Annotated in this window: 3 protein-coding genes; all 3 read left to right on the top strand. The window is 38.7% G+C overall.

Features of this window, described 5'->3' with window-relative positions; translation table 11 throughout:
• Positions 1–398: 398 nt before the first annotated feature.
• Entirely contained in the window at positions 399–7,808 is a 7,410-nt protein-coding gene (locus tag L1275_RS04205) for a choice-of-anchor J domain-containing protein (RefSeq protein ID WP_253470144.1), read from the top strand.
• 290 nt (positions 7,809–8,098) lie between these two features.
• Positions 8,099–14,710: a choice-of-anchor J domain-containing protein gene (locus L1275_RS04200; protein ID WP_253470137.1), complete on the top strand. Its 6,612-nt coding sequence runs from the start codon at positions 8,099–8,101 to the stop codon at positions 14,708–14,710.
• 314 nt (positions 14,711–15,024) lie between these two features.
• Complete coding sequence (locus L1275_RS04195) at positions 15,025–21,591, top strand: choice-of-anchor J domain-containing protein (RefSeq protein WP_253470135.1); 6,567 nt, start codon at positions 15,025–15,027, stop codon at positions 21,589–21,591.
• Positions 21,592–21,836 lie beyond the last annotated feature (245 nt).

Genomic DNA, 21,836 nt, shown 5'->3' with positions numbered 1-21,836 from the left:
GGTTCTTAGGTTTTTATTTAAAGCTCCAGAAAACATTCGTTTTCTGGAGCTTTTTTTTATAGTTGTCTGATGCAAACTCCACACTCAGCAAATCGCACTCGATGGTAATTTAGGCCATGCAAGAGAATATATATTGTTTTTTAGATGTTAATAATGCCTTAATGGATTGATAATTAACTATTAAGTCTTCTTTTTTGACATCCATAAGTCTTAATGAATTGGATATTAATGAAGGTTTTGACAGAATTATTTTTTTGTTTTAACAACTTTTAACATTTTGTTTTTTTGTCTCAAGGTGAAATAGTTAATTTTTATTTTTAACGTTTTTAGGAAATATAAAATACTTTACTTGTGTTTATTTATATAATAAGTTTAAAACAAATAATTAATATACCATTATGTTTAGAATTTTATGTTTTTTATATTTTATGCTCTTCGGGATTTCTTTATTCAGTATGGAACCAAATTCCAATTCGGATCGCAACAGGACGAAATGGGTGTTTTTTCAGTGGGAAAGTAAATCTTATGCAGCGGATTTGTATATGATGCCCTATTTTAAAATGTCCTATGGGTATGCCAAACAGCACCCAAATACCATCTTTGACGACGATTTTGAAGGGGCGCTTAAATGGACTTTAATCAATTCCTCTATTAACCAGTGGCATATCGGGAGCGCCGTTAGTAACGGAGGTCTTAAATCACTGTATATAAGCGATGATCAAGGAGTCAAGAATAATTATAGTGGTTCACCTACTTGCTCTCATGCAGTGAGTGAAGAAATTACCCTTAGCGGAGGAAATGCTAATTATGTTTTGAGTTTTGACTGGAGGGCAGAAGGCGAGAGATCAGCATTTACCCTATATGATTTTCTGGCAGTTTGGATAGTACCAGCAAGTTATGTACCACAAGCTGGAATACGTATCACAAGCGCTAATAGTGGTGGAATTGCAGTGAGTCAAGAGCTCGGACAGCAAGCTGTTTTTAGAAAAAGTAATTTTGAGCTAGATTTGAGTGACTTTGCCAACCAAAAAGTGAAAATTGTATTCCAATGGGTTAATGATGGTTCTATTCAAAATCAACCTCCTGCGGCGATTGATCAGGTTAATTTATCTTTGATTACTTGTGATGTGCCAACGGATATGGTGATCAGTAATGTTGGTATTAATGCCGCTTCAGCTCAATGGAGTGCGCCTGTAAATGGTGGTGTGACGGATTTTGAAATTTATATCAGTGACGTTGAAGTATGGCCTTTATATAATCCACCGTCAGTTATAGCGGTTAACAACAACAGCGTTAATTTTAATAATTTAGTAGCCAATCAGGCGTATTATGTGTGGTATCGTAGCCTTTGTAGCGCAACAAATAAAAGTTACTGGCAAGGTCCTGTGAGTTTTAGAACGCCCTGTGTGGCACTAGATCTACCGTTCGGAGAAACCTTTAATAATGACTCTAATACCTACTATTGTTGGGCTGTAGTCGATGCAAATGACGATGCAATTGCGCCCTATAATCGCAATATATGGAGACTGCATATTGTAGACGAGATCGGAACGAGACAGATGTATTTTAGAGGTGGCCCTGATAACGACGATTGGTTGATCTCACCAACCTTTCACATGGATGCTACCAAAACTTATAGATTGCGCTATTTCTACAAGACGAATAACTACGATCAAAATGAATTTGAAGTATTAGCCTCTAATCAAGGCGATTCTATAAGTAGTTTTAACCGTGTCATAGTTGCTAAGAAAACCTACCAAAATGTTGACTGGAAAGAGCAAATTTCGTATCTTAATAATATAGGAGGTACAGTGAATTTTGCCTGGCATATTACAGCAGTTGATCTTTCAGAATTGATGCTTGACAATGTTTCTTTGGAAGAGATAGAGTGTATAGAACCGCAAGAGTTAAGCGTGGAGAATGTCATGACAACAGAGGTCACTTTGAATTGGAATGATACCACGAATACTTCTTGGCAGTATTTTATACAAGGTATTGATGATGTGTCCCCGATGAGCTCTGGAGTGACAACGACGACTACCGAAGTGGTTGCTACAAAAGATTTTAAAAACGATCCATTAACACCGGATACGCAATACGAATACTATGTCCGTGCATTGTGTACTTCGGGCAATTTCGGTGCTTGGGTAGGTCCGTTCTATTTTAAAACCGATTGTGTTAGTGTCAATCTACCCTTGACAGAAGGTTTTAATAGTATGTCGACGACAGTGGATTGCTGGACGTTATTAGATGCCAATAAAGACGGTACACTATCGGGTATTAATAGGTGGAATATCACCGATTCCGGACAATATGAAGGCGATAAAGCGATGCGCTTTACTAGCGTTTCCAGTGCGGGAGATCATGATGATTGGTTGATATCTCCCACATTCAAGATGAACGGGGGAATCTATTCCATTTCATATTATTATAGAACGTCTAATTATAGCACCGGCGAATTTGAATTGCTATTAGCTAAGGATCAGTTTAAAAAATCAGATTTTTCTACTGTGGTGTTAGCTAAGGAGCAATATACCAATACACAGTATTTAAAGAAAACCGTATATGTGGAAAATGTTGTTGCAGATGTAAAATTAGCTTGGCATGTTGAAGGTAGTGGAGCGGCTGATTTGTATATAGATCTGATTACAATTCAAAAGGTAGACTGTGTTGCACCAGAGGACACGCTTCTAATATCGCAAGTGGGTAGTAATACGGCAACCTTGTCGTGGACCGATGAAACCAATACAAATTGGGAGTACTATGTTCAACTTCAAGGATCTAATGGACCACCAGTGTCTAGTGGTTCTCTGACTCAGCATAAATCAGTTGTTATTTCGCGTACTAATGGATCTGGAGGAGCAAACCTACAACCCGACACTTGGTATGAATGTTATGTGCGTTCGAGTTGTGGTCCTGGCAAAAACAGCTTATGGATAGGACCAATTGCTTTTAAAACCCAATGCGGTACAGTCGCATTACCATTTTGGGAAGGTTTTAATTCAGGTTCTACCACCGTGGGTTGTTGGTCGATTGTCGATAATAATAATGATTTCGATGATAGTGGCTGGAGGCCTATTAATGGTTGGGTAATAGATTATTTCGGGGCTTTCGAAGGAAATCAATATATGTTTTTTTATGGTGATGATCGGTCTCCTCAACATGATGATTGGTTGATATCACCTACTTTTTCAATAGATGTTAATAAATATTATAGGTTGAGGTATCATTACAGAACCTCTGAATATGCACAAAATGATTTTAAGGTGCTGTTGTCTAATAGTGGCGTTGAGATCGATAAATTTACTACAACACTCGTCGATAAGAAAAAGGATAAAACGAGCGCATGGACACAAGCTATAACATTTGTTGGCAAAATAGGGGGGTCAATAAATATCGCTTGGCAAGTAAATTCTGATGAAGGAAGAACTTATATGTCTTTAGATAACGTGTTTTTTGAAGAAATAACCGGCTGTCCAGAACCCCTTGAGCTCGGTGTCAAAGATCAAAATAAAGATGCAACCACCATCCATTGGGATGATGTATTTGGTTCTGATTGGGAATACATCGTTCAAAAAAAGGGCGGGCCAATTCCAACGACTGGTGGTGTTCTAACCAGTAAAAAAGAGAATATAGTAACCGCAGATCGATCTGGAGCTGCTTTTGTACCCAATTCCGAATATGAATTTTACGTGCGAACGGTTTGTGACAATGGACAACACAGCCTTTGGTCAGGACCATTTGTGTTTCGAACGGCTTGTGATGTTTTTGTAACGCCACTTTGGGAAGGATTTAATACTAATTCCTTGTCTAAATATTGTTGGACCTTACGAGACAGTGAGGGGGAGGTACAAAGATTAGCTACTGGTCTGCCCTTGAAACCTAACAGTTGGAATCACAGCGATATTGCGGTGTATGAAGGCAGTCATACCATGTATTTCTATAAAGGATATGATGATATTGACAGCGATGCCTGGTTGATTTCTCCTACTTTAAAATTTGACAACAATAAAATTTATCGCTTAAAATACCATGTTAGAGTTCCAGTGTTATTTGACGAGCCTGCTTATGAGGTATTAATCTCTAATTCGGGTATAGAACCAACGGATTTCACTAAGAAATTACATGAAGGGGATCAGAGTTCATACAACTACTATGAAAAAAAGACTTTTATATTGAATAGTAGTGGAGATGTCAATATCGCTTGGCACGTGAAAGGATCAGAATCCAATATAGTCTATATTGATAATGTGTTTGTGGAAGAGGTAATCGGTTGTCCTGAACCTTTAGCGTTGGATGTTGAAAATATAGAAGTTAAAAAAGCCACCCTGTTGTGGAGTGATGATTTTAACGCGACGAGTTGGGAATATGTTGTTCAGCTTGAAGGGGAAGGGATACCGCAGACCAACGGTATATTGACTGCTTTAAAGCAAAATGACGTAACTGTTGATCATAGCGGTAAAAATTTGGAACCCAATACGGATTATGAATTCTATGTGCGTACGGTTTGTGCAAATGGGGCTTACAGTGTTTGGGCGGGGCCGTTTCCATTTCAAACCTTGTGCGATCGGTATACAGTCCCATTTTGGGAAGGTTTTAATACCGATACCAAAACAGTTAGATGTTGGACTACTGTCGATGCGAACTATGAAGATGGTGGTTATTCTTCACCGCGCTTATGGAGTGTGAGCCAATATGAATTTTATGAAGGGGATCAATCGATGAGTGTTTCGGTTTGGGATTGGACTGGAGAAGAGCAATTCAATTCGTGGTTGATTTCACCCAATATCGTTATGGATAGTAGTCAATATGTTTTAAAATATCACTACAGTACGACGTATAATTATGGCGGCAGTTTTGAGGTATTACTGTCTTCTACAGGTGTGGATTTGGAGTCGTTTGACACGGTTATTGTACCGTTAGTTGACTATAATACCGACCAAGCGTGGCAGGAGCAAGTGGTTTTCTTCAATGGTGTCAATGCTACGATTAATTTAGCTTGGCATATGGATGTCTTAGGCTCTTCAGGAGTAAATCTGGATAACATCTTTCTGAAAAAAATCGAAACCTGTCCCGAACCTTACTACCTGAGGACAAGTAATCCTACCACAACTAGTCTCGATCTGATGTGGGATCAGCTAGGGGCTGTTACGGAGTGGGAAGTTATCGTGGTGCAATTTGACGAAGATGAGACGGCCATTCCTGTAGTTTCAAAAATAGTTAGAGGACTTCCTAAAACTACCATTACAGGTTTGGATTCGGGAAAACCCTATAAAGTATATGTTCGCGCTAAGTGTGAGGATGGGAAATCCTATAGCGATTGGTCGACGGTTACTTTAGGCGCAACACGCATTGGAGCTAATGATGATTGCCACGGTGCGATTGCTATCCCCGTAAATACCGGCCAATATTGTGATAAGTATGTTCTTGTTTCATTCTTAGGAGCGAATGTGTCAAACAAACCTGAACCAGATTGTAGTTATACTACATATCCGAAAAAGGATGTATGGTTGGAGTTTACCGCGAGTCACAGCAAGCATATTTTAACATTATTTGATTTTTTTAGTTTATCTAATACGAATTTCCCCAATATATCGATAGCGATCTATGATCAGGATTGTTCTGTCATTCAGGATCAGGCATTGGATTGTTATTCCATTTGGAGGGATGAATCGTATAACATACTGGATGATTTAATTATTAATCAAAAGTATTATTTGAGGTTGGCGATTGATTTAGATACAGCAGATGATTTTTTGGTTAAGGCTTGTATCAGTACTACTGATTTTATTCACGTGGATGCAGCGGGAAGTCAATATAGTGTGGAGGAACTAATAAAAGAGGTATTGGTCCGCACGGATTGTGATTTGGTTTCTAATATTCGTTACCGAACGGGGGTCAATTTTAATAATCCCAATGGAATCGGTTATTTTGAAAGCAACAATTCTATTTTTCCATTTGAAAACGGAATTATACTAGCTACAAATGGGGTTGAAACCGCAGTCGGACCTAGTGATCAAGATCAATCGGATGGGGATATGACTTGGTTGGGTGATGATGACCTACAAGATTTGTTAAATCAAAATGGGCAGACAGATCAGAATTATAATGCCTCCGTCATTGAATTTGATTTTATCCCCGTAACCGATACCATTAAGTTCGATTTTATTTTTGCATCCAATGAATATGGCACTTTTCAATGCGGATATACCGATGTTTTTGCTTTTTTTCTGACGGATTTACAAACCGATGTGATGACCAATTTGGCGGTGGTTCCCGGAACGCAAATTCCAATTTCAGTGACCACCATTCGAGATAGTAAATATCTAGATAGATGTGAAAGTGAGAACGCAGAGTATTTTGATACCTTTTATGGTGCCTCTGGCGAACCTCATAAAAATAACCCTATCAATTACTTTGGTTACACCGTTCCAATGACCGCTATGTCGGCCGTGGAATACGGTAAAAAATACCGCATCAAATTAGCGATAGCAGATTATAGTGATCAATATTATAATTCAGCGGTATTTATAAAAGGAGGCAGTTTTGATTTGGGTAAAATTGATTTAGGTCCTGATTTATTAGTAGAAACGGGCAATGCTTTATGTAGCAGTGAAACTAAGATTCTCAAAACAGGGGTCAGTATAAATGACGATGTTTCAATTAGTTGGTTTAAAGATGAAGTGCTTATTCCAGATGCCGTAGAGCCCGATCTAGAAGTGTATGAAAGTGGTTTATATACTGTGTTGGTGCACTATAGAACGCTAAATTGTGAAGGAACTGGGACGGTCGAGGTAGAAATTTACCCACCTATTTCGGTTGTGGTTCAAGAGCCGATTGACCGAGTGCTTTGCCGTTATGTCATCAGACCGCTAATACTTGATTTGACAGCAGTAGCATCGCAGATGTTATCTGAAGTTCGGATAAAGGACGTTTATGCAATATCATATTACCATACAAGAGAAGATGCGGAAGTAGCCGAAAATGAGATTGCTGAAGCCCAGCAATATCATTTTGATGTAACGAAAGGATCTCAAAAAATATATATCCTTGTAGAAGACTTACAAACCGGTTGTACGGAAATTTTTGAATGGAATTTAACGGTTCAAGCAGGAGCGCTTCCAGAGACTAGAGATGATGTGCGTGTTTGTGCCAGTTATACCTTTCCGAATTTGGCTTCTAACCAGTATTATTATACCGAAACGGCTGCGGCTGGTGTGGCTTATCAAGAAGGCGATGTCCTTAACGATGTGGGAGCGCATACCATTTATGTTTTCCAAGATAATGGAGGAGGATGTTATGAAGAAATTTCTTATCGGGTTGTCATAACTGAAGCTGTCAAAGCCGAGGTATTTGCAGATGTTGAATTAGAATGTGAATTCTATCAATTAAAACCGCTACCAGCACTGAATCGTTATTTTACAGCGCCAAATGCACAAGGTGTGGAGTTGATCGCGGGAACTACTGTGTCAGATGCTCAAACGATTTACGTTTATGCGTCGTCTGAAGATGGAATTTGTATCGATGAAAGTAGTTTTCATGTCAGCTACCGCGATTGTCCAATACCCAAAGGTATTTCACCAAATGGCGATGGAAAGAATGATCGCTTTGATTTGTCTAACCACGGTATATCGAGTTTGGTAATATACAACCGTTACGGAACTGAGGTATACTCCTTTCAAGGGCACTATACCGATCAGTGGTATGGGCAAAATAAAGGGGGTAAACAACTGCCAGACGGAACGTATTATTATGTGGTCGTAGCACATAATAAAACACGGACTGGATGGGTGCAGATCAATAAATAATACAATCTGTTTTAGCGTTTAAGGAATTAATGACTCGCATAGATTAAAAATGCGCGCCTTTTATGCTAAAAAAAAATAGAGTGCCAGACAAGAGGCTGTTCAGAAAAAGACAGCCTCTTTTTTTTGTTTTAAACCAGTGCGTGTTTGTTAAAATTAAAAAACAAAAGCAACTGTTTTGTGTTTATTTTATGTTTTTTACTTCTGTTTAATTTGAAAAAATCGGTATAAAATTCTATTTTAATCGATATAATGATATATTTGTTATTAATTAACCAATTAAATTATTAGAAATGAAAAAAAATGGTTTGTTTTTTTCTGCAGCTGTGATTGCTTTTTTTGTATTTTTTAACAGTTTGTTGTATGCGAAAAAAGAAAAAGTAACAGAAGTAGAACTTAGTTTTAGCTGGCAGCAGAAGTCTTATGCTCCAGAATTAGATATACAACCTTATTTTGATTTCAGTTTGCGGCGGGCTTTGAAAGAGTTGCTGTGTGATCCGCAAACTATTCCTTTTGCAGAAGGATTTAATAGTGATTCAACCACGTTCGCTTGTTGGACTATAGTAGACGAAGATAAGGACTTGAATTTTTGGGCATTAGATCCCTATTTACCATTTGAAGGCGATCGTGAAATTTATATACGCGGAGCTCGTAAAAGCAAAGATTGGTTAATCTCTCCAAAGCTTAAAATGGATAAAACCAAAACTTACAAATTAACATATTCTCATAAAACCTTCGCCTATAATGAGAGCGAAATGGAAGTTCTGGCTTCAAGTAATGGGGTGGCAACGGCTAATTTTACTAAAGTAATCGTGCCTAAACGTGTTTATAATAATGACAGTTGGGAAGTGGAAACCGCTTATATTACTAATTTAGGAGGTGATGTTAACTTGGGATGGAAGTTAACTGCGGGTATAACTCCTCCCGCTAATGTGATACAATATTTAGATCATGTGATTGTGCAAGAAGTAGCTTGTATAGAACCTATAGATTTGGGAGTGAAATTGATAAAAAATAATCAGGCAACTATTTTTTGGAATGATAAGTTAAATACAGCCTGGGAATATTACATAGACACGGCAGGTGGAAAAGGTGTTGTGAGTGCGGGAACTGCAACGAGCTCTTCTGAAGTGGTGGTTACTAAAGATCACAATAATGTGAATTTAGCGGCGGGTCAGTCTTATGACTTCTATGTTCGTGCCAAGTGTGGAAATGGACAATACGGTGAATGGGTTGGTCCCTATAATTTTACAGTACAATGTGATGCTCTAACATTGCCTTTTATTGAGCGCTTTAATAGCAATTCGACAAGCTTTAATTGTTGGAGACTTTTGGATGCCGATAGCAATAAAACATCTCAGAACGTTAATAGCTGGGTACGTAGCGGAGGCGGTCAGTACGAAGGTGATCTTGGCTTGTTTTTCCGTAGTAAGGCGCCGGCTATAAGCGCAGATGATTGGCTGATGTCACCCAAACTAAAATTGAATGGCGGTATTTATGCGATAACCTATTATTATATCACTGACGGTTTGAACAGCAATGATTTTGAAGTGGTTCTCTCGACTACAGGGACTGAGCCGTCTGATTTTAGCACGGTATTAGAGGCACGAGAGAGGCGCAATACTGCGACTTACGTAAAGAAAGTGCTTTATATAAAGAATATTAAGGCAGATGTTCATATTGCCTGGCACGTTGTGGCCAAGGGAGCTGCAAATGTGAAAATTGATTTCATCACTGTCGAAGAAATAAGTTGTATCGCTCCAGAAGAGAAGGTGGTTGTTAGTGATCTGGGAATTGACAGCGCAAAACTCACTTGGGCAGATCCAAACAATACAAATTGGGAATATGTGGTTCAGCCCGCAGGTGGTGGAGTTCCTGTAAGTAGCGGTATCGTATCTAAAACTACCGTTTTAACGGTAAACAAAGTCACAGGTGTAGGCGGGGCAAATCTACAGCCCAATACAGATTATGAATTTTTTGTTAGAGCGTCTTGTGGACTGGGTAAAACCAGTTTTTGGATTGGACCGATTGCCTTTAGAACGCTTTGTGTACCTGTGAGTATACCGTTTTGGGAGGGTTTTAATACAAAATCCCAAACGGCTAGTTGTTGGACCAAAGTGGATAATTCAAAATTAATGACTACGGTAGATAGCTGGTCGGTGAACATTGGGACAGGAAGCTTTGAAGGCAATGGAAAGATGAATTATTCCAGTGCCGCTGTACCCGGTAAACACGACGATTGGTTGATCTCTCCAACCTTTAATTTAGATCCAACCAAGTTTTATAGGTTGAGGTATCATTACAAAACTTTAGCTGGTAAAACCACCGATTTTGAGGTTAAGTCGTCTAATAAAGGGGTTGGTGTGGAGCATTTTGCTAAAACGCTACTGGTTAGAAAAGGATACAGCAACGATGTTTGGAGAGAAGAGGTAGTGGTGATTAAAGGCGTGTCAGGGGATTTTAATTTTGCTTGGCATATTACGACCGAAAATACCGCTACAAGCCTGTATATCGATAATGTTTTCTTGGAAGAATTAAAGGGATGTCCAGAGGCATACGGTTTGGATACCAAAGACGAGACAGTGAATAGCGCGACAATATACTGGATAGATGACTTTGGGAAAAATTGGGAGTACGTAGTTCAGAGAGCTGGAGGAATAATGCCAACTGGAAATGTGGTAACGACCAATCAGAAAGAACATCTAATCACTCAAGATAAGACGGGCAATCATTTAAAAGCAAATACAGACTATGAGTTTTATGTCCGTACCATTTGTGGACCTGGAGACGAGAGTGTTTGGATGGGGCCGTATCACTTTAGAACAAACTGTGGTGTATTTGATACCCCTTTTTGGGAGGGTTTTAATACCGGTTCCCAAGCCATCGGTTGTTGGATTACTAGAGATGCGAATAGGGATGCTGTTGATACCTATCTCGGGTACCAGTGGAATGTATGGCGAAATGAAAAGATGGATCATTATGAAGGCAATCAATCCATGTACTATACCACAACCAATAATTCAGGACAAGACAGTGATGATTGGTTAATAAGCCCGAATATTAAATTTGAAAAAAGCAAAACGTATCGCCTCAAATACCATTTTAAGACGGAAGTACAAAATGGCAATACAGCATTTGAAGTTTTGGCATCCAATACCGGTAGCGAAGTGCAAGACTTTACTAAGGTGGTGGTGCAAAACCAATTTTATAAAGTTGCTGACTACCAAGAGAAAGTGAGCTTTATTCGAGATTTAGTAGGGGAAGTTAATTTGGCCTGGCATGTTGGTGGATACGGACCCAAAAATCTTTATATAGAAAATGTCTTTGTCGAAGAGGTGGTAGGTTGTCCGGAACCGATAGAATTAGGGATCAAAGATCAGAGTGCAAAGAAATCAACGATTTACTGGACCGATGAAATGGGGGGTAAAAATTGGGAGTATTATGTGCAAGATTTGCGTCAAGGCGTGCCAACAAAGTCGGGTACGGCGGTCAATAAAAAAGAGAGTACGGTGTCTCAAGATCAGTCTGGTAAAAATTTAATACCCAATACCGAATATGAATTTTATGTCAGAACGGTGTGTGGTGATGGTACTTATAGTATTTGGTCGGGACCTTTTGAGTTCCGTGTTCCGTGTGATATCTATAAAACGCCGTTCTGGGAAGGCTTTAATACAAACTCAGAAACATTGAGCTGTTGGACTATCGTGGATGCTAATAAAGATGAATTCAAGGAATTTGGAATCAATATATGGGCACCATTAAAATTTTATTACTATGAAGGTGATCAGGCGATGACTGTGGTGTCTTTGGATTTCACGGGCGAAGGATTGGGTACTGATGATTGGGTGATTTCTCCTGATATCGAAATGCATAACGGCGATTATGTGTTGAAGTATCATTATAAAACCGATGGCATGATGGGGGCCACTTTTGATGTATCACTTTCCAACCAAGGAGTTGCTTTGGATAAATTTACCACTAAAATTGTGGGATCAGCAGCTTATAGCAATGCTACTTGGAAAGAAGAAGTAAAATTCTTTAAAGGAGTTCCAGGTGTTGTAAATATTGCGTGGCACAATAATACTCCAGGAGGCTCAGAGCTCGGATTAGATAATATCACTCTAAAAAAGATAGAAACTTGTCCTGAACCTTATTATTTAACGATCAGCAATCAGACCAGTTCAACAATGGATGTGGAGTGGCAGCAAAATGGTGGTGTTAATGAATGGGAGCTTTTGGTCATGAATTATGGCGATAAGGTCACGGACACTCCAGTTCAAAAAATTAACATAACGGTAAATCCGAAAGTTACTATAAGTGGATTGACTTCCGGGAAGGTATATGCTATTTTTGTTAGAGCTAAATGTACTGATGGGAAAACCAATAGCGACTGGTCAACACCGCTGTATTCCGGAACTACTGTGGGGCTAAATGACGATTGTGCAGGAGCTGTAAATGTACCAGTAAACAATACTTTAGACTGTGTTAAGTTTGTTCCGGGCTCTTTGATTGGAGCTACTCAATCGATGACGCCTTTGGCGAATTGTTATATGGATAACACAATTAAAGATGTTTGGTTTGAGTTTACAGCGACCACAAAGACACATCTATTGAGTTTGAAAGACCTTAAGAGTGTGTCGGGTGTGGTTCCGATCTTTTTACAGGGAACCTTATACGATGATGCTTGTGCGGTTATGACTAAGACTTCACTGGGTTGTTTTTTGTTTTCATTAGAGAATAATCAGACCCTGTTGATGAATTTGGTTCCGGGTAAAAAATATTACTACCGTTTAGGTACTCCAGAAATGGCTCCAGATTATATCTTTAATATATGTATAACTACCTCAACTTATACGCCTGTGGAAGTCAGTCCAAGTGGTGATAAATATACGGTTGAGCAATTGGTCAAAGATGTATTGGTGAAATCCAACTGCGATTTGGTTTCTAATGTAAAATATCAAGTAGGTGACGGAAGTGCAGTAACACAATCGGTCAATACCTTGGGGTATTTCAGCAAAGGAGGTTCTGTATTTCCATTTGATGACGGTATAGTACTGTCAACCAATGAAGTTAAATATGTACCGGGTCCACACATCGGTGCAGACAATCCAAGAGGACAAAATCCACACCGTTGGATAGGAGATAAAGATATTAATGATGCCATCAATGCAGCAGGAGGAGGACCAACTCCCGACAAGCGCGTAACGCAGCTGGAGTTTGATTTTACACCTATTAAAGAAGAAATTAATTTTGATTTCTTATTTGCGTCAAATAGTTATAAAAAAGGATGTGGTTCAGATTGCGATACGGGTGCTTTGTTTGCAGCTTGGTTGGTGGATACCACCACAGGTGAAGGCCAAAACCTAGCCAAAATTAAAGGGACGAATACTCCAATTGCTCTAAATACGATCAGAGATGCGAAGAGATCAGGTATCACGTGCAACAGTATGAATCCTGAATATTATTGGAAACATTATGACAACCATCAAGACAATCCATTTGATGCGCCGATTGATTTTGTAGGGATGACCAAGGCGATGCAGTCAGAGACCGTTAAGGTTGTGCCCGGTCGTACCTATCATATCAAATTAGCTGTGATGGATTTTTGTCCTAATGATAATCATTCTTCTGCGGTATTTTTTAAAGCGGGTAGTTTTGATTTAGGGAATATAGATTTAGGCGAAGATTTGTTGGTTGAAAACGGAAACGCCTTATGTGGTGGTGAATCTAAAACAATTAAGTCAGGGTTGGGTGAAGAAGATGTACTAATACAGTGGTATAAGGATGAAGTGATAATTCCAGGTGCAGATACTCCAGATTTGGAGGTGACGGAAAGCGGTACTTACAAAGTAGTAGCGAAATACGCGATGATGAATTGCGAGGTAATAGGTCAGGTGAAAGTCGAAATTTTCCCTGCGATCTCTACGGCTGTATTGACTCCCAAAACCATGGAAGTTTGCAGGTATTCATTTAAACCAATCGTGCTTGATTTATCTGATGCTGAAATATTTATGTTTAGTAAGGTGGGAAAGGAAAATTATAAAACGACCTATTTTAAAGATAAAGCGGAAGCCGCTTCAGGAACAAATCCTATAGGCACTGCTTATGAAGTAAATGCCGAACAGGGAAATAGAGATTTGTATGTACGAGTAGAGGATATACGAACGGGCTGTTCTGAGGTTTTTGTTTTATCGATTAAGATTTCGATTGGTTCAATTCCATTACAAAGGGAGGATGTTACTGTATGTGAACGGTATGTATTTCCAGAGTTGGAAAACAATCAATATTACTATACGGAATCGGGTGGAAAAGGAACTGCTTATAAAGCTGGTGATGTTTTGAGCGTGTCTGAAACTCAAACGATTTATGTGTTGCAAGATAATGGTGCGAGTTGTTATGAGGAAATCTCTTATAAAGTAAGTATCACAGCTGCAGTACATGCTATGGTTTTTGAAGATGTGGAATTGGAATGTACTTTGCATGTGTTAGCTCCTTTACCTGTTCACAATAAGTACTTTACTCAAGCAGCTGGTCAGGGAATCGAATTAACAGATGGGAGTTTGGTACCAAATGCTCAGACAATTTATGTATTTGCAGCATCAGAAGACGGGCTGTGTACCGACGAAAGTAGTTTTAAAGTTAGTTATAGAGAATGTCCGATTCAGAAAGGTATTTCGCCTAACGGAGATGGACTAAATGACCGCTTTGACTTAGCGGTCCATGGAGTGAGTAGCTTGGTGATTTATAACCGTTATGGTGCGGAGGTTTTTTCTTTTGAAGGAAATTATATTGACCAGTGGTATGGACAAGAAAAAGGGGGCAAATTGCTTCCTGATGGAACCTATTATTATGTAATTATAGCACGAGGAAATACCAGAACCGGCTGGGTGCAAATAAATAAGTAACCACGAGAATGGCGCTTTTTTAAAAGGAATAGAGAAGGTATTTGCTTGTAATAATAGCGGGTGTTTTATTTTTAATACATTTAATTGACATTAAAGGCGGGTAGTTCTGTAGGGAATTACCTGCCTTTTTTAGTAAAAATCTGCGGTAGGTTCTGTGAAAACGATGAAATAGCTGCGGTAAATAAGCTCATTTTTTTTTTGGCTAAATCATATAATTATGAAGTATTTGTGTCTAAAAATTTAAGATACATTTTGTTAATGGTAATTCTAAAATTTATATATTTGATAAGAACTAACCATAATAATTATTAGATATGAAAAGAAGTATACTTTTTATTCGTATTCTTTCATTGGTACTTTTGCTTTCCTGTAACGGGGCGGCTTTTGCAAACGGAGATATTAAGAAGAATATAGAGCGCGATTTCAGTTGGCTTGAGAAGGTTTACGCGCCAGAGTTGAATTTACAGCCCTACTTTAACTTTAAAGAATTGACTGCGTTGCCAGCGCCATGCGCCGTGCAAGTATTACCTTTCTGGGAGGGTTTTAATACGGATTCTACAACGTTTACGTGTTGGACAATAGTCGATAATAATAAGGATAAATACAATTGGACAACGGATGATGATGATTTTTCTGAGGGTGATCAGTCGATGTATTTTTATGGGAATTCAAAAAATGATGACTGGTTGATCTCTCCCATTTTAAAATTAGATGCAACAAAAACCTACAAACTAAAATATCATTATATGACCGATACTTATGGCAATAATGAATTTGAAGTGGTTGCCTCGAATAAAGGGATTGCCGTTGCGGATTTTACCAAAGTGGTGGTAGCGAGTAAAATTTATAAAAGCGCTGATTGGATCGAGGAGACTGCTTTTATTACCAATTTTGGGGGTGATGTAAATCTGGCTTGGCATATTACTGCTAAATCTAATGCAAGTGTTAACATAGATGCTATATCCATAGAGGAAGTTGCCTGTGTAGAGCCTCAGAATTTAGCTGTTAAAAATTTAAAAATAGATCAGGTCACAGTTTATTGGAAAGATCTAGTGAATACTTCATGGGAATATTATGTGGAGGATACTGGAGGCAATGGGCCTACAGCAGCAGGAACTTCCATTACTACTGCTGAAGTTAATGTCACTAAAGATCATAACAATAAAAGCTTGATAGCAGGAACTATTTATGATTTTTATACAAGAGCCAAATGTGTCAACGGTACTTTTGGAGAATGGATAGGTCCCTTTAGCTTTAAAACTTTATGTAAAGCGATTAATGCCCCTTTCGTAGAGGGATTTAATAGCACTTCTGCCACCTATGGATGTTGGTTGATATTTGATAATAATAAAGATGCAGCTTCTGCGACAGACAGTAAAATTTGGAAACAATACAACAGCGATACCTTTGAAGGTGATCGTGTAATGTATTTTAATGGGGCAAGCAGTGCAGGGACTCATGATGATTGGTTGATTTCGCCGAGTATTAAAATGAATGGCGGCCTTTATGCTATTATTTATTATTATAAAACTTCGAATTCATACGGTAATGAATTCGAAGTAGTTCTTTCTAAAAATGGGGTCAATACAACAGAATTTACAATGCAATTGGAGGCTAGCGAAAAGCGCAACACAAACATCTATAAAAAGAAAACACTATATGTTCAAAACATTACGGGGGATGTTAACATCGCTTGGCATATAATGGGTAAGGCAGAATCAAAAGTTTATGTTGATTTGGTTTCTGTGCAGGAGGTGTCCTGTTACGCGCCTGAAGAGGAGATGACTGTTAGTAAATTAGAAAAAGACAAGGCTACTGTTTCGTGGACCGATACAAAAAATACGAGTTGGGAGTATTATGTACAGTTGGACGGTTCGGGACCTGCTCCGGTAGGTAGTGGATTGATAGCGAATAAGCCCACTACCGATGTGACAAAAACTACGGGTGTAGGTGGTGCAAATTTGCAACCCAATACGTGGTATGAATTTTTTGTACGAGCCAGTTGTGGTGCAGGTAAGACCAGTTTATGGGTTGGTCCCATTAGATTTAAAACCCCTTGTGCTATTGGTACTTTGCCTTTTTGGGAGGGTTTTAATAGCGATTCAAAAGATTTGGATTGTTGGACTATTGTTGACAATAATAACGATGGCGGTGACTATAATAAAATTTGGATGGTAGACGATTTTCAGAAATTTGAAGGGGACCAATCGATGCATTTTTCGGGTAGTTGGGATAGTGAAGAACACGACGATTGGTTGATCTCGCCTACTTTTAAGCTAGACCCTAGCAAAGTATATCGATTAAAGTATCATTATAAGACAAGTCCATCCGAAAAAACCGATTTTGACGTGCTACTTTCAAATAAGGGCATTGCTCTTAGTGATTTTACGACAAATTTAATGTCTAAAAAGGGTTATACTAACGGTAATTGGCAGGAGAAAACACATATTTTAAGAAACATATCTGGAAATATTAATATGGCTTGGCATGTTAGTACACAAAGTAGTTATACGGATTTGTATATTGACAACGTGTTTATTGAAGAGGTAATTGGTTGTCCCGAACCGGTAGATTTAGACAGTAAAGACCATAAGGAAAATGCGGCTACGATATTCTGGGCTGATGAAGTTGGTAAGAACTGGGAATTTGTCGTCCAAAAATTGGGGGGCAAAGCACCTGTAGCCGCTGGAACAGCAACGGTCAAAAAAGAAAATGTGATTACCAAAGATCAATCGGGCAACAACTTGCTCCCGAACACGGAATATGAATATTACGTCAGATCGGATTGTGGTAATGGAAGCTTTAGTATTTGGTCTGGACCATTTAAGTTTAGAACGGCCTGCGGTGTCATTGGACTGCCTTTTTGGGAAGGTTTTAATTCCAATTCAACGGCGATCTATTGTTGGACGTTTATTGACGGAAATGGAGATGGAAGTACGGGTAGTGGTGAATGGATCAAAACAACCTACAACCAATACGAGGGAAGTGATGGTATGGCATTCGAAGTCGATGATTATGATGAGGCAATTGAAACTGACGATTGGATGATTAGTCCAGTCTTTAAGTTCGATAAAAATAAAATCTACAGATTGAAATATCATTATAAAGTGGGCAGATATGCTGATGCGAGTGATTTTGAGGTTTTAGCTTCCAATTCGGGTATAAAACCAGTAGATTTTAAAAAGGAAATAGTTAAAAATCAGGTTTATAGTTCAAATACTTATCAACAAAAAATCGTTTTTATCACGAACTTGGATGGCAATGTTAACTTGGCGTGGCATATTAAGGGTGTCGGATCGAAAGAGGTCTATGTCGATAATGTATTTGTCGAGGAAGTGATCGGTTGTCCGGAGCCATTGAGTTTAGATGTTAAGGATGTAGAGGCCAAAAAAGCGACTATTTCCTGGACAGATGATTTTAAAGCAACAAGCTGGGAGTATTTTGTCCAAGCTGCAGGTACTGGGGTTCCAACTACTGGAGGAACGGTTACCACTAAAAAAGAAAATATTGTTTTAAAAGATCAGGCTGGTAAAAACATAGAACCGAATACCGACTATGAGTATTATGTTCGTACGGTGTGTGGTAATGGTTCGTTTAGTATTTGGGCAGGACCTTTCAAATTTGTAACGCTTTGTGATGTATATGTAGCACCTTTCTGGGAGGGTTTTAATACCGATTCGAAAACTATAAGATGCTGGGAGATACTAGATGGCAATAACGATGGTGATCCAGATTGGGGAGGAAATATGTGGGCAACTGATAAATACTCTGTATATGAAGGTAATCGAGCGATGGCTATTGATGTTTCGGATTGGGGCGGAGATGCCATCAGCGATGATTGGCTGATCTCTCCGGATTTAGTGATGGAAAACAGCATGTATGTCTTAAAATATCATTACAAGGTTTCTCCTTGGGATGGCGGAAGCTTTGAAGTGCTTTTGTCTAATGGTGGTAAGACGGTAGATAAGTTTACCAAGACCATTGTTGCTCCTAGCGAATATAGCAATTCGAATTGGGTTGAGGAAGTGAAATTCTTTACGGCTGTTGCCGGTACGAATAATTTGGCGTGGCACGTTGATGCTGAGGGGGCTCTAGGGGTTTATATCGATAACGTTATTCTAAAGAAGGTAACGACTTGTCCAGAACCTTACTTTGTTAAGGTAACTAATCAAACAACTAATAGCTTTGATGTGACCTGGAAGCAGGATGGTGGAATTACTTCTTGGGAAGTAATAGTACTCAATTATGGAGATGATATAACGGCGACTCCTGTGAAAACGGCAAACGTTACTGTAAATCCAAAAACGACGATTAATGGATTGGATCCGGGTAAAAAGTATACCGTATATGTTAGAACCAAGTGTCCGGACGGCAAGTCAAATAGTGATTGGTCGTCGCCAGTAAATACTGGAACAAAAATAGGTGTTAACATCGACTGTAATGGGGCCTTAAACATACCCGTTAATTTGGATGCACAATGTATAAAAAATGTGCAGGGGACTTTATTTGGTTCCAAGGTTTCAGCAAAATTAGAGCCTAGTTGCGGAACAAAAGATGTAAAAAAAGATGCTTGGTTTGAATTTACAGCGACCAATACTACACATATGTTGAATATTTCGGATTTCTTCAGTATTTCAGGTGCTGGATTCCCAACGATATATGTTTCTGTTTATGATCAAGATTGTTCAACTATTGGTAATACAGCTTTGATGTGTTTTGATTTGGAAAATTTCATGAAATACTACCTAATGGAAAATTTGGTTGTCGGTAAAAAGTACTATGTGCGTTTGGCTACAACAGAAGAATTTCCAGATTTTTATTTTACCTTATGTATCAACTCGCCGTCCTATATTGATGTAAGTCCTTCGGGAACGAAGTATACGGTAGAACAATTGGTTAAAGAGGTATTGGTAGTAGCTGACTGTGATTTGGTTTCTAACGTTACCTATCATACCGGAACTAATTATGCAAGTGAACCGAATGGTATTGGTTATTTTGAAAAGAATAAGTCCTCGTTCTCGTTCAAGGATGGAATTGTATTGGCAACAAATGGGGTTGAAACCGCAAAAGGACCTGGCGACTATCAGAATCAAACAGACGGTTCCATGAGCTGGTTGGGTGATAAAGATTTGCAAAACCTTTTATTTCAAAACGGACAACCCGATGAGAATTTTAACGCATCAGTGATAGAATTTGATTTTATTCCAATCACAGATAGCATAAAATTCGACTTTATATTTGCATCGAATGAATATGGGCCATCATACCAATGCGATTACTCGGATGTGTTTGCCTTTTTCCTTACCGATATTGAAACCAATGAAATGACCAATTTAGCGGTAATTCCAAATACGGATATCCCAGTTTCTGTAACGACTATTCACGATGAAAAATATCAAGGTGACTTAACTTGTGGTAGTCTTAATGAACAGTATTTTGATAAGTACTACGATGGTGAAATTGGGTTGCCTTTACAAGATAATCCAATTAATTACTCAGGTATGACCGTACCGATGACAGCAGTATCTGCTGTTAAGCCAGGAAAGAAATATCATATCAAACTGGCGATTGCAGACTATCGCGATTCCGGTTATAACTCAGCGGTATTTTTAAGAGGAGGAAGTTTTGATTTGGGAAAAATTGACCTGGGTAATGATTTACTGGTAGAGACAGGTAATGCGCTCTGCAGTGGAGAATCTAGAATCATCAAATCTGGTGTAATGACTGAAGGTGTTGTTATAAAATGGTATAAAGATGATGTTTTAATTCCGGGTGCAGATCAACCAGATTTAGAGGTCTTTGAAACGGGAACTTATAAAATAACGGTGAAATTCTTAGATTTAAATTGTGAATCAACAGGTTCGGTAAAAATCGAGATCTATCCGGCTATCTCAACAGTGGTTGCCGCTCCTAAGTCTCTTCCTATTTGTCGAAAAGCGACAGCGCCGATTGTGTTAGATTTAACTGAGGTTGAGCCTGCAATGTTGTCTAAAGTAGATGTGATAAATTATAAGATGTCCTATTATGAAACGAAAGAAGATGCTGTTGCTGGTGTAGCTGCTATAGTCGATCCGACCTCTTATGGAGTAGAAACAATCGGAACAGATGTAATACTGTTTATTAAAGTTGTTGACCAACGTACATCCTGCTCTGAAATCTTTGAATGGACATTAAAAGCTACCAAAGGAATAATTCCTGAAACTAGAGAGCATGTGAAAGTTTGTGCGTCTTATACCTTGCCAGATTTAGGAGTAAACCAGTATTATTACTCGGAATCAGCCGGAAAAGGAACCACCTATAAGGTCGGAGATATTCTAAACGAAGCGGGTGAGCACACTATTTATGTGTTACAAGATAATGGCAACGGTTGTTATGAGGAAATTTCTTACAAAGTGACGATCACAGCGGCAGTAAAAGCTGACATCGTTGCCGATGTAGAATTGGAATGTTCATTGCACATATTAGCGCCGCTATCCGTTCATAACAAGTATTTTACTCAAGCTGGTGGTCAAGGAATGGAATTGGTAGTGGGGAGCTTAGTGCCGCATACGCAAACCATCTATATTTATGCTTCTTCTGATGACGGTCTGTGTGTCGATGAAAGTAGCTTTAAGGTTAGTTATAGAGATTGTCCGATTCCAAAAGGGGTTTCTCCTAATGGCGATGGATTTAACGATCGCTTTGACCTTAAAGAATATGGGGTAACCAGTATGGTGATTTACAACCGATATGGTGCAGAAGTTTATTCGTTTCAAGGGGATTATATCGATCAATGGTATGGTCAGGATAAAGGCGAAAAACAACTCCCTGACGGTACATACTACTATGTAGTTATAGCTCATGGAAAAACCAGAACTGGATGGGTTCAAATCAATAAATAATTGTATACACACAGCTGTAAAAGGTCTGTGTTTGTACGTCTCATTGCATATAAGGGCTGTCTTTTAGATAGCCCTTATTGTTTTTGGTATGTAATCCTCAGCTATAAGGCAAAATTGAACCAACGATTATCGATGTAGTTAAATAGGATAATTGTTGCCTCAGTAGCAGTTTTTGCTGTATTTTTTGACATAATGTTTTGTTAACTAGTGCGTCTTGTTTTTTATTTTATAAAATAATTATATTA

The organism is Flavobacterium sp. HSC-61S13, from assembly GCF_024171535.1.
Taxonomy (GTDB): Bacteria; Bacteroidota; Bacteroidia; order Flavobacteriales; family Flavobacteriaceae; genus Flavobacterium.
This window is presented reverse-complemented; position numbering and strand designations above follow the sequence as displayed.

Excerpts from the sequence above, each read along its gene's own strand:
- L1275_RS04205 (WP_253470144.1), top strand. The coding sequence starts at position 399 with ATGTTTAGAATTTTATGTTTTTTATATTTTATGCTCTTCGGGATTTCT.
- L1275_RS04200 (WP_253470137.1), top strand. The coding sequence starts at position 8,099 with ATGAAAAAAAATGGTTTGTTTTTTTCTGCAGCTGTGATTGCTTTTTTT.
- L1275_RS04195 (WP_253470135.1), top strand. The coding sequence starts at position 15,025 with ATGAAAAGAAGTATACTTTTTATTCGTATTCTTTCATTGGTACTTTTG.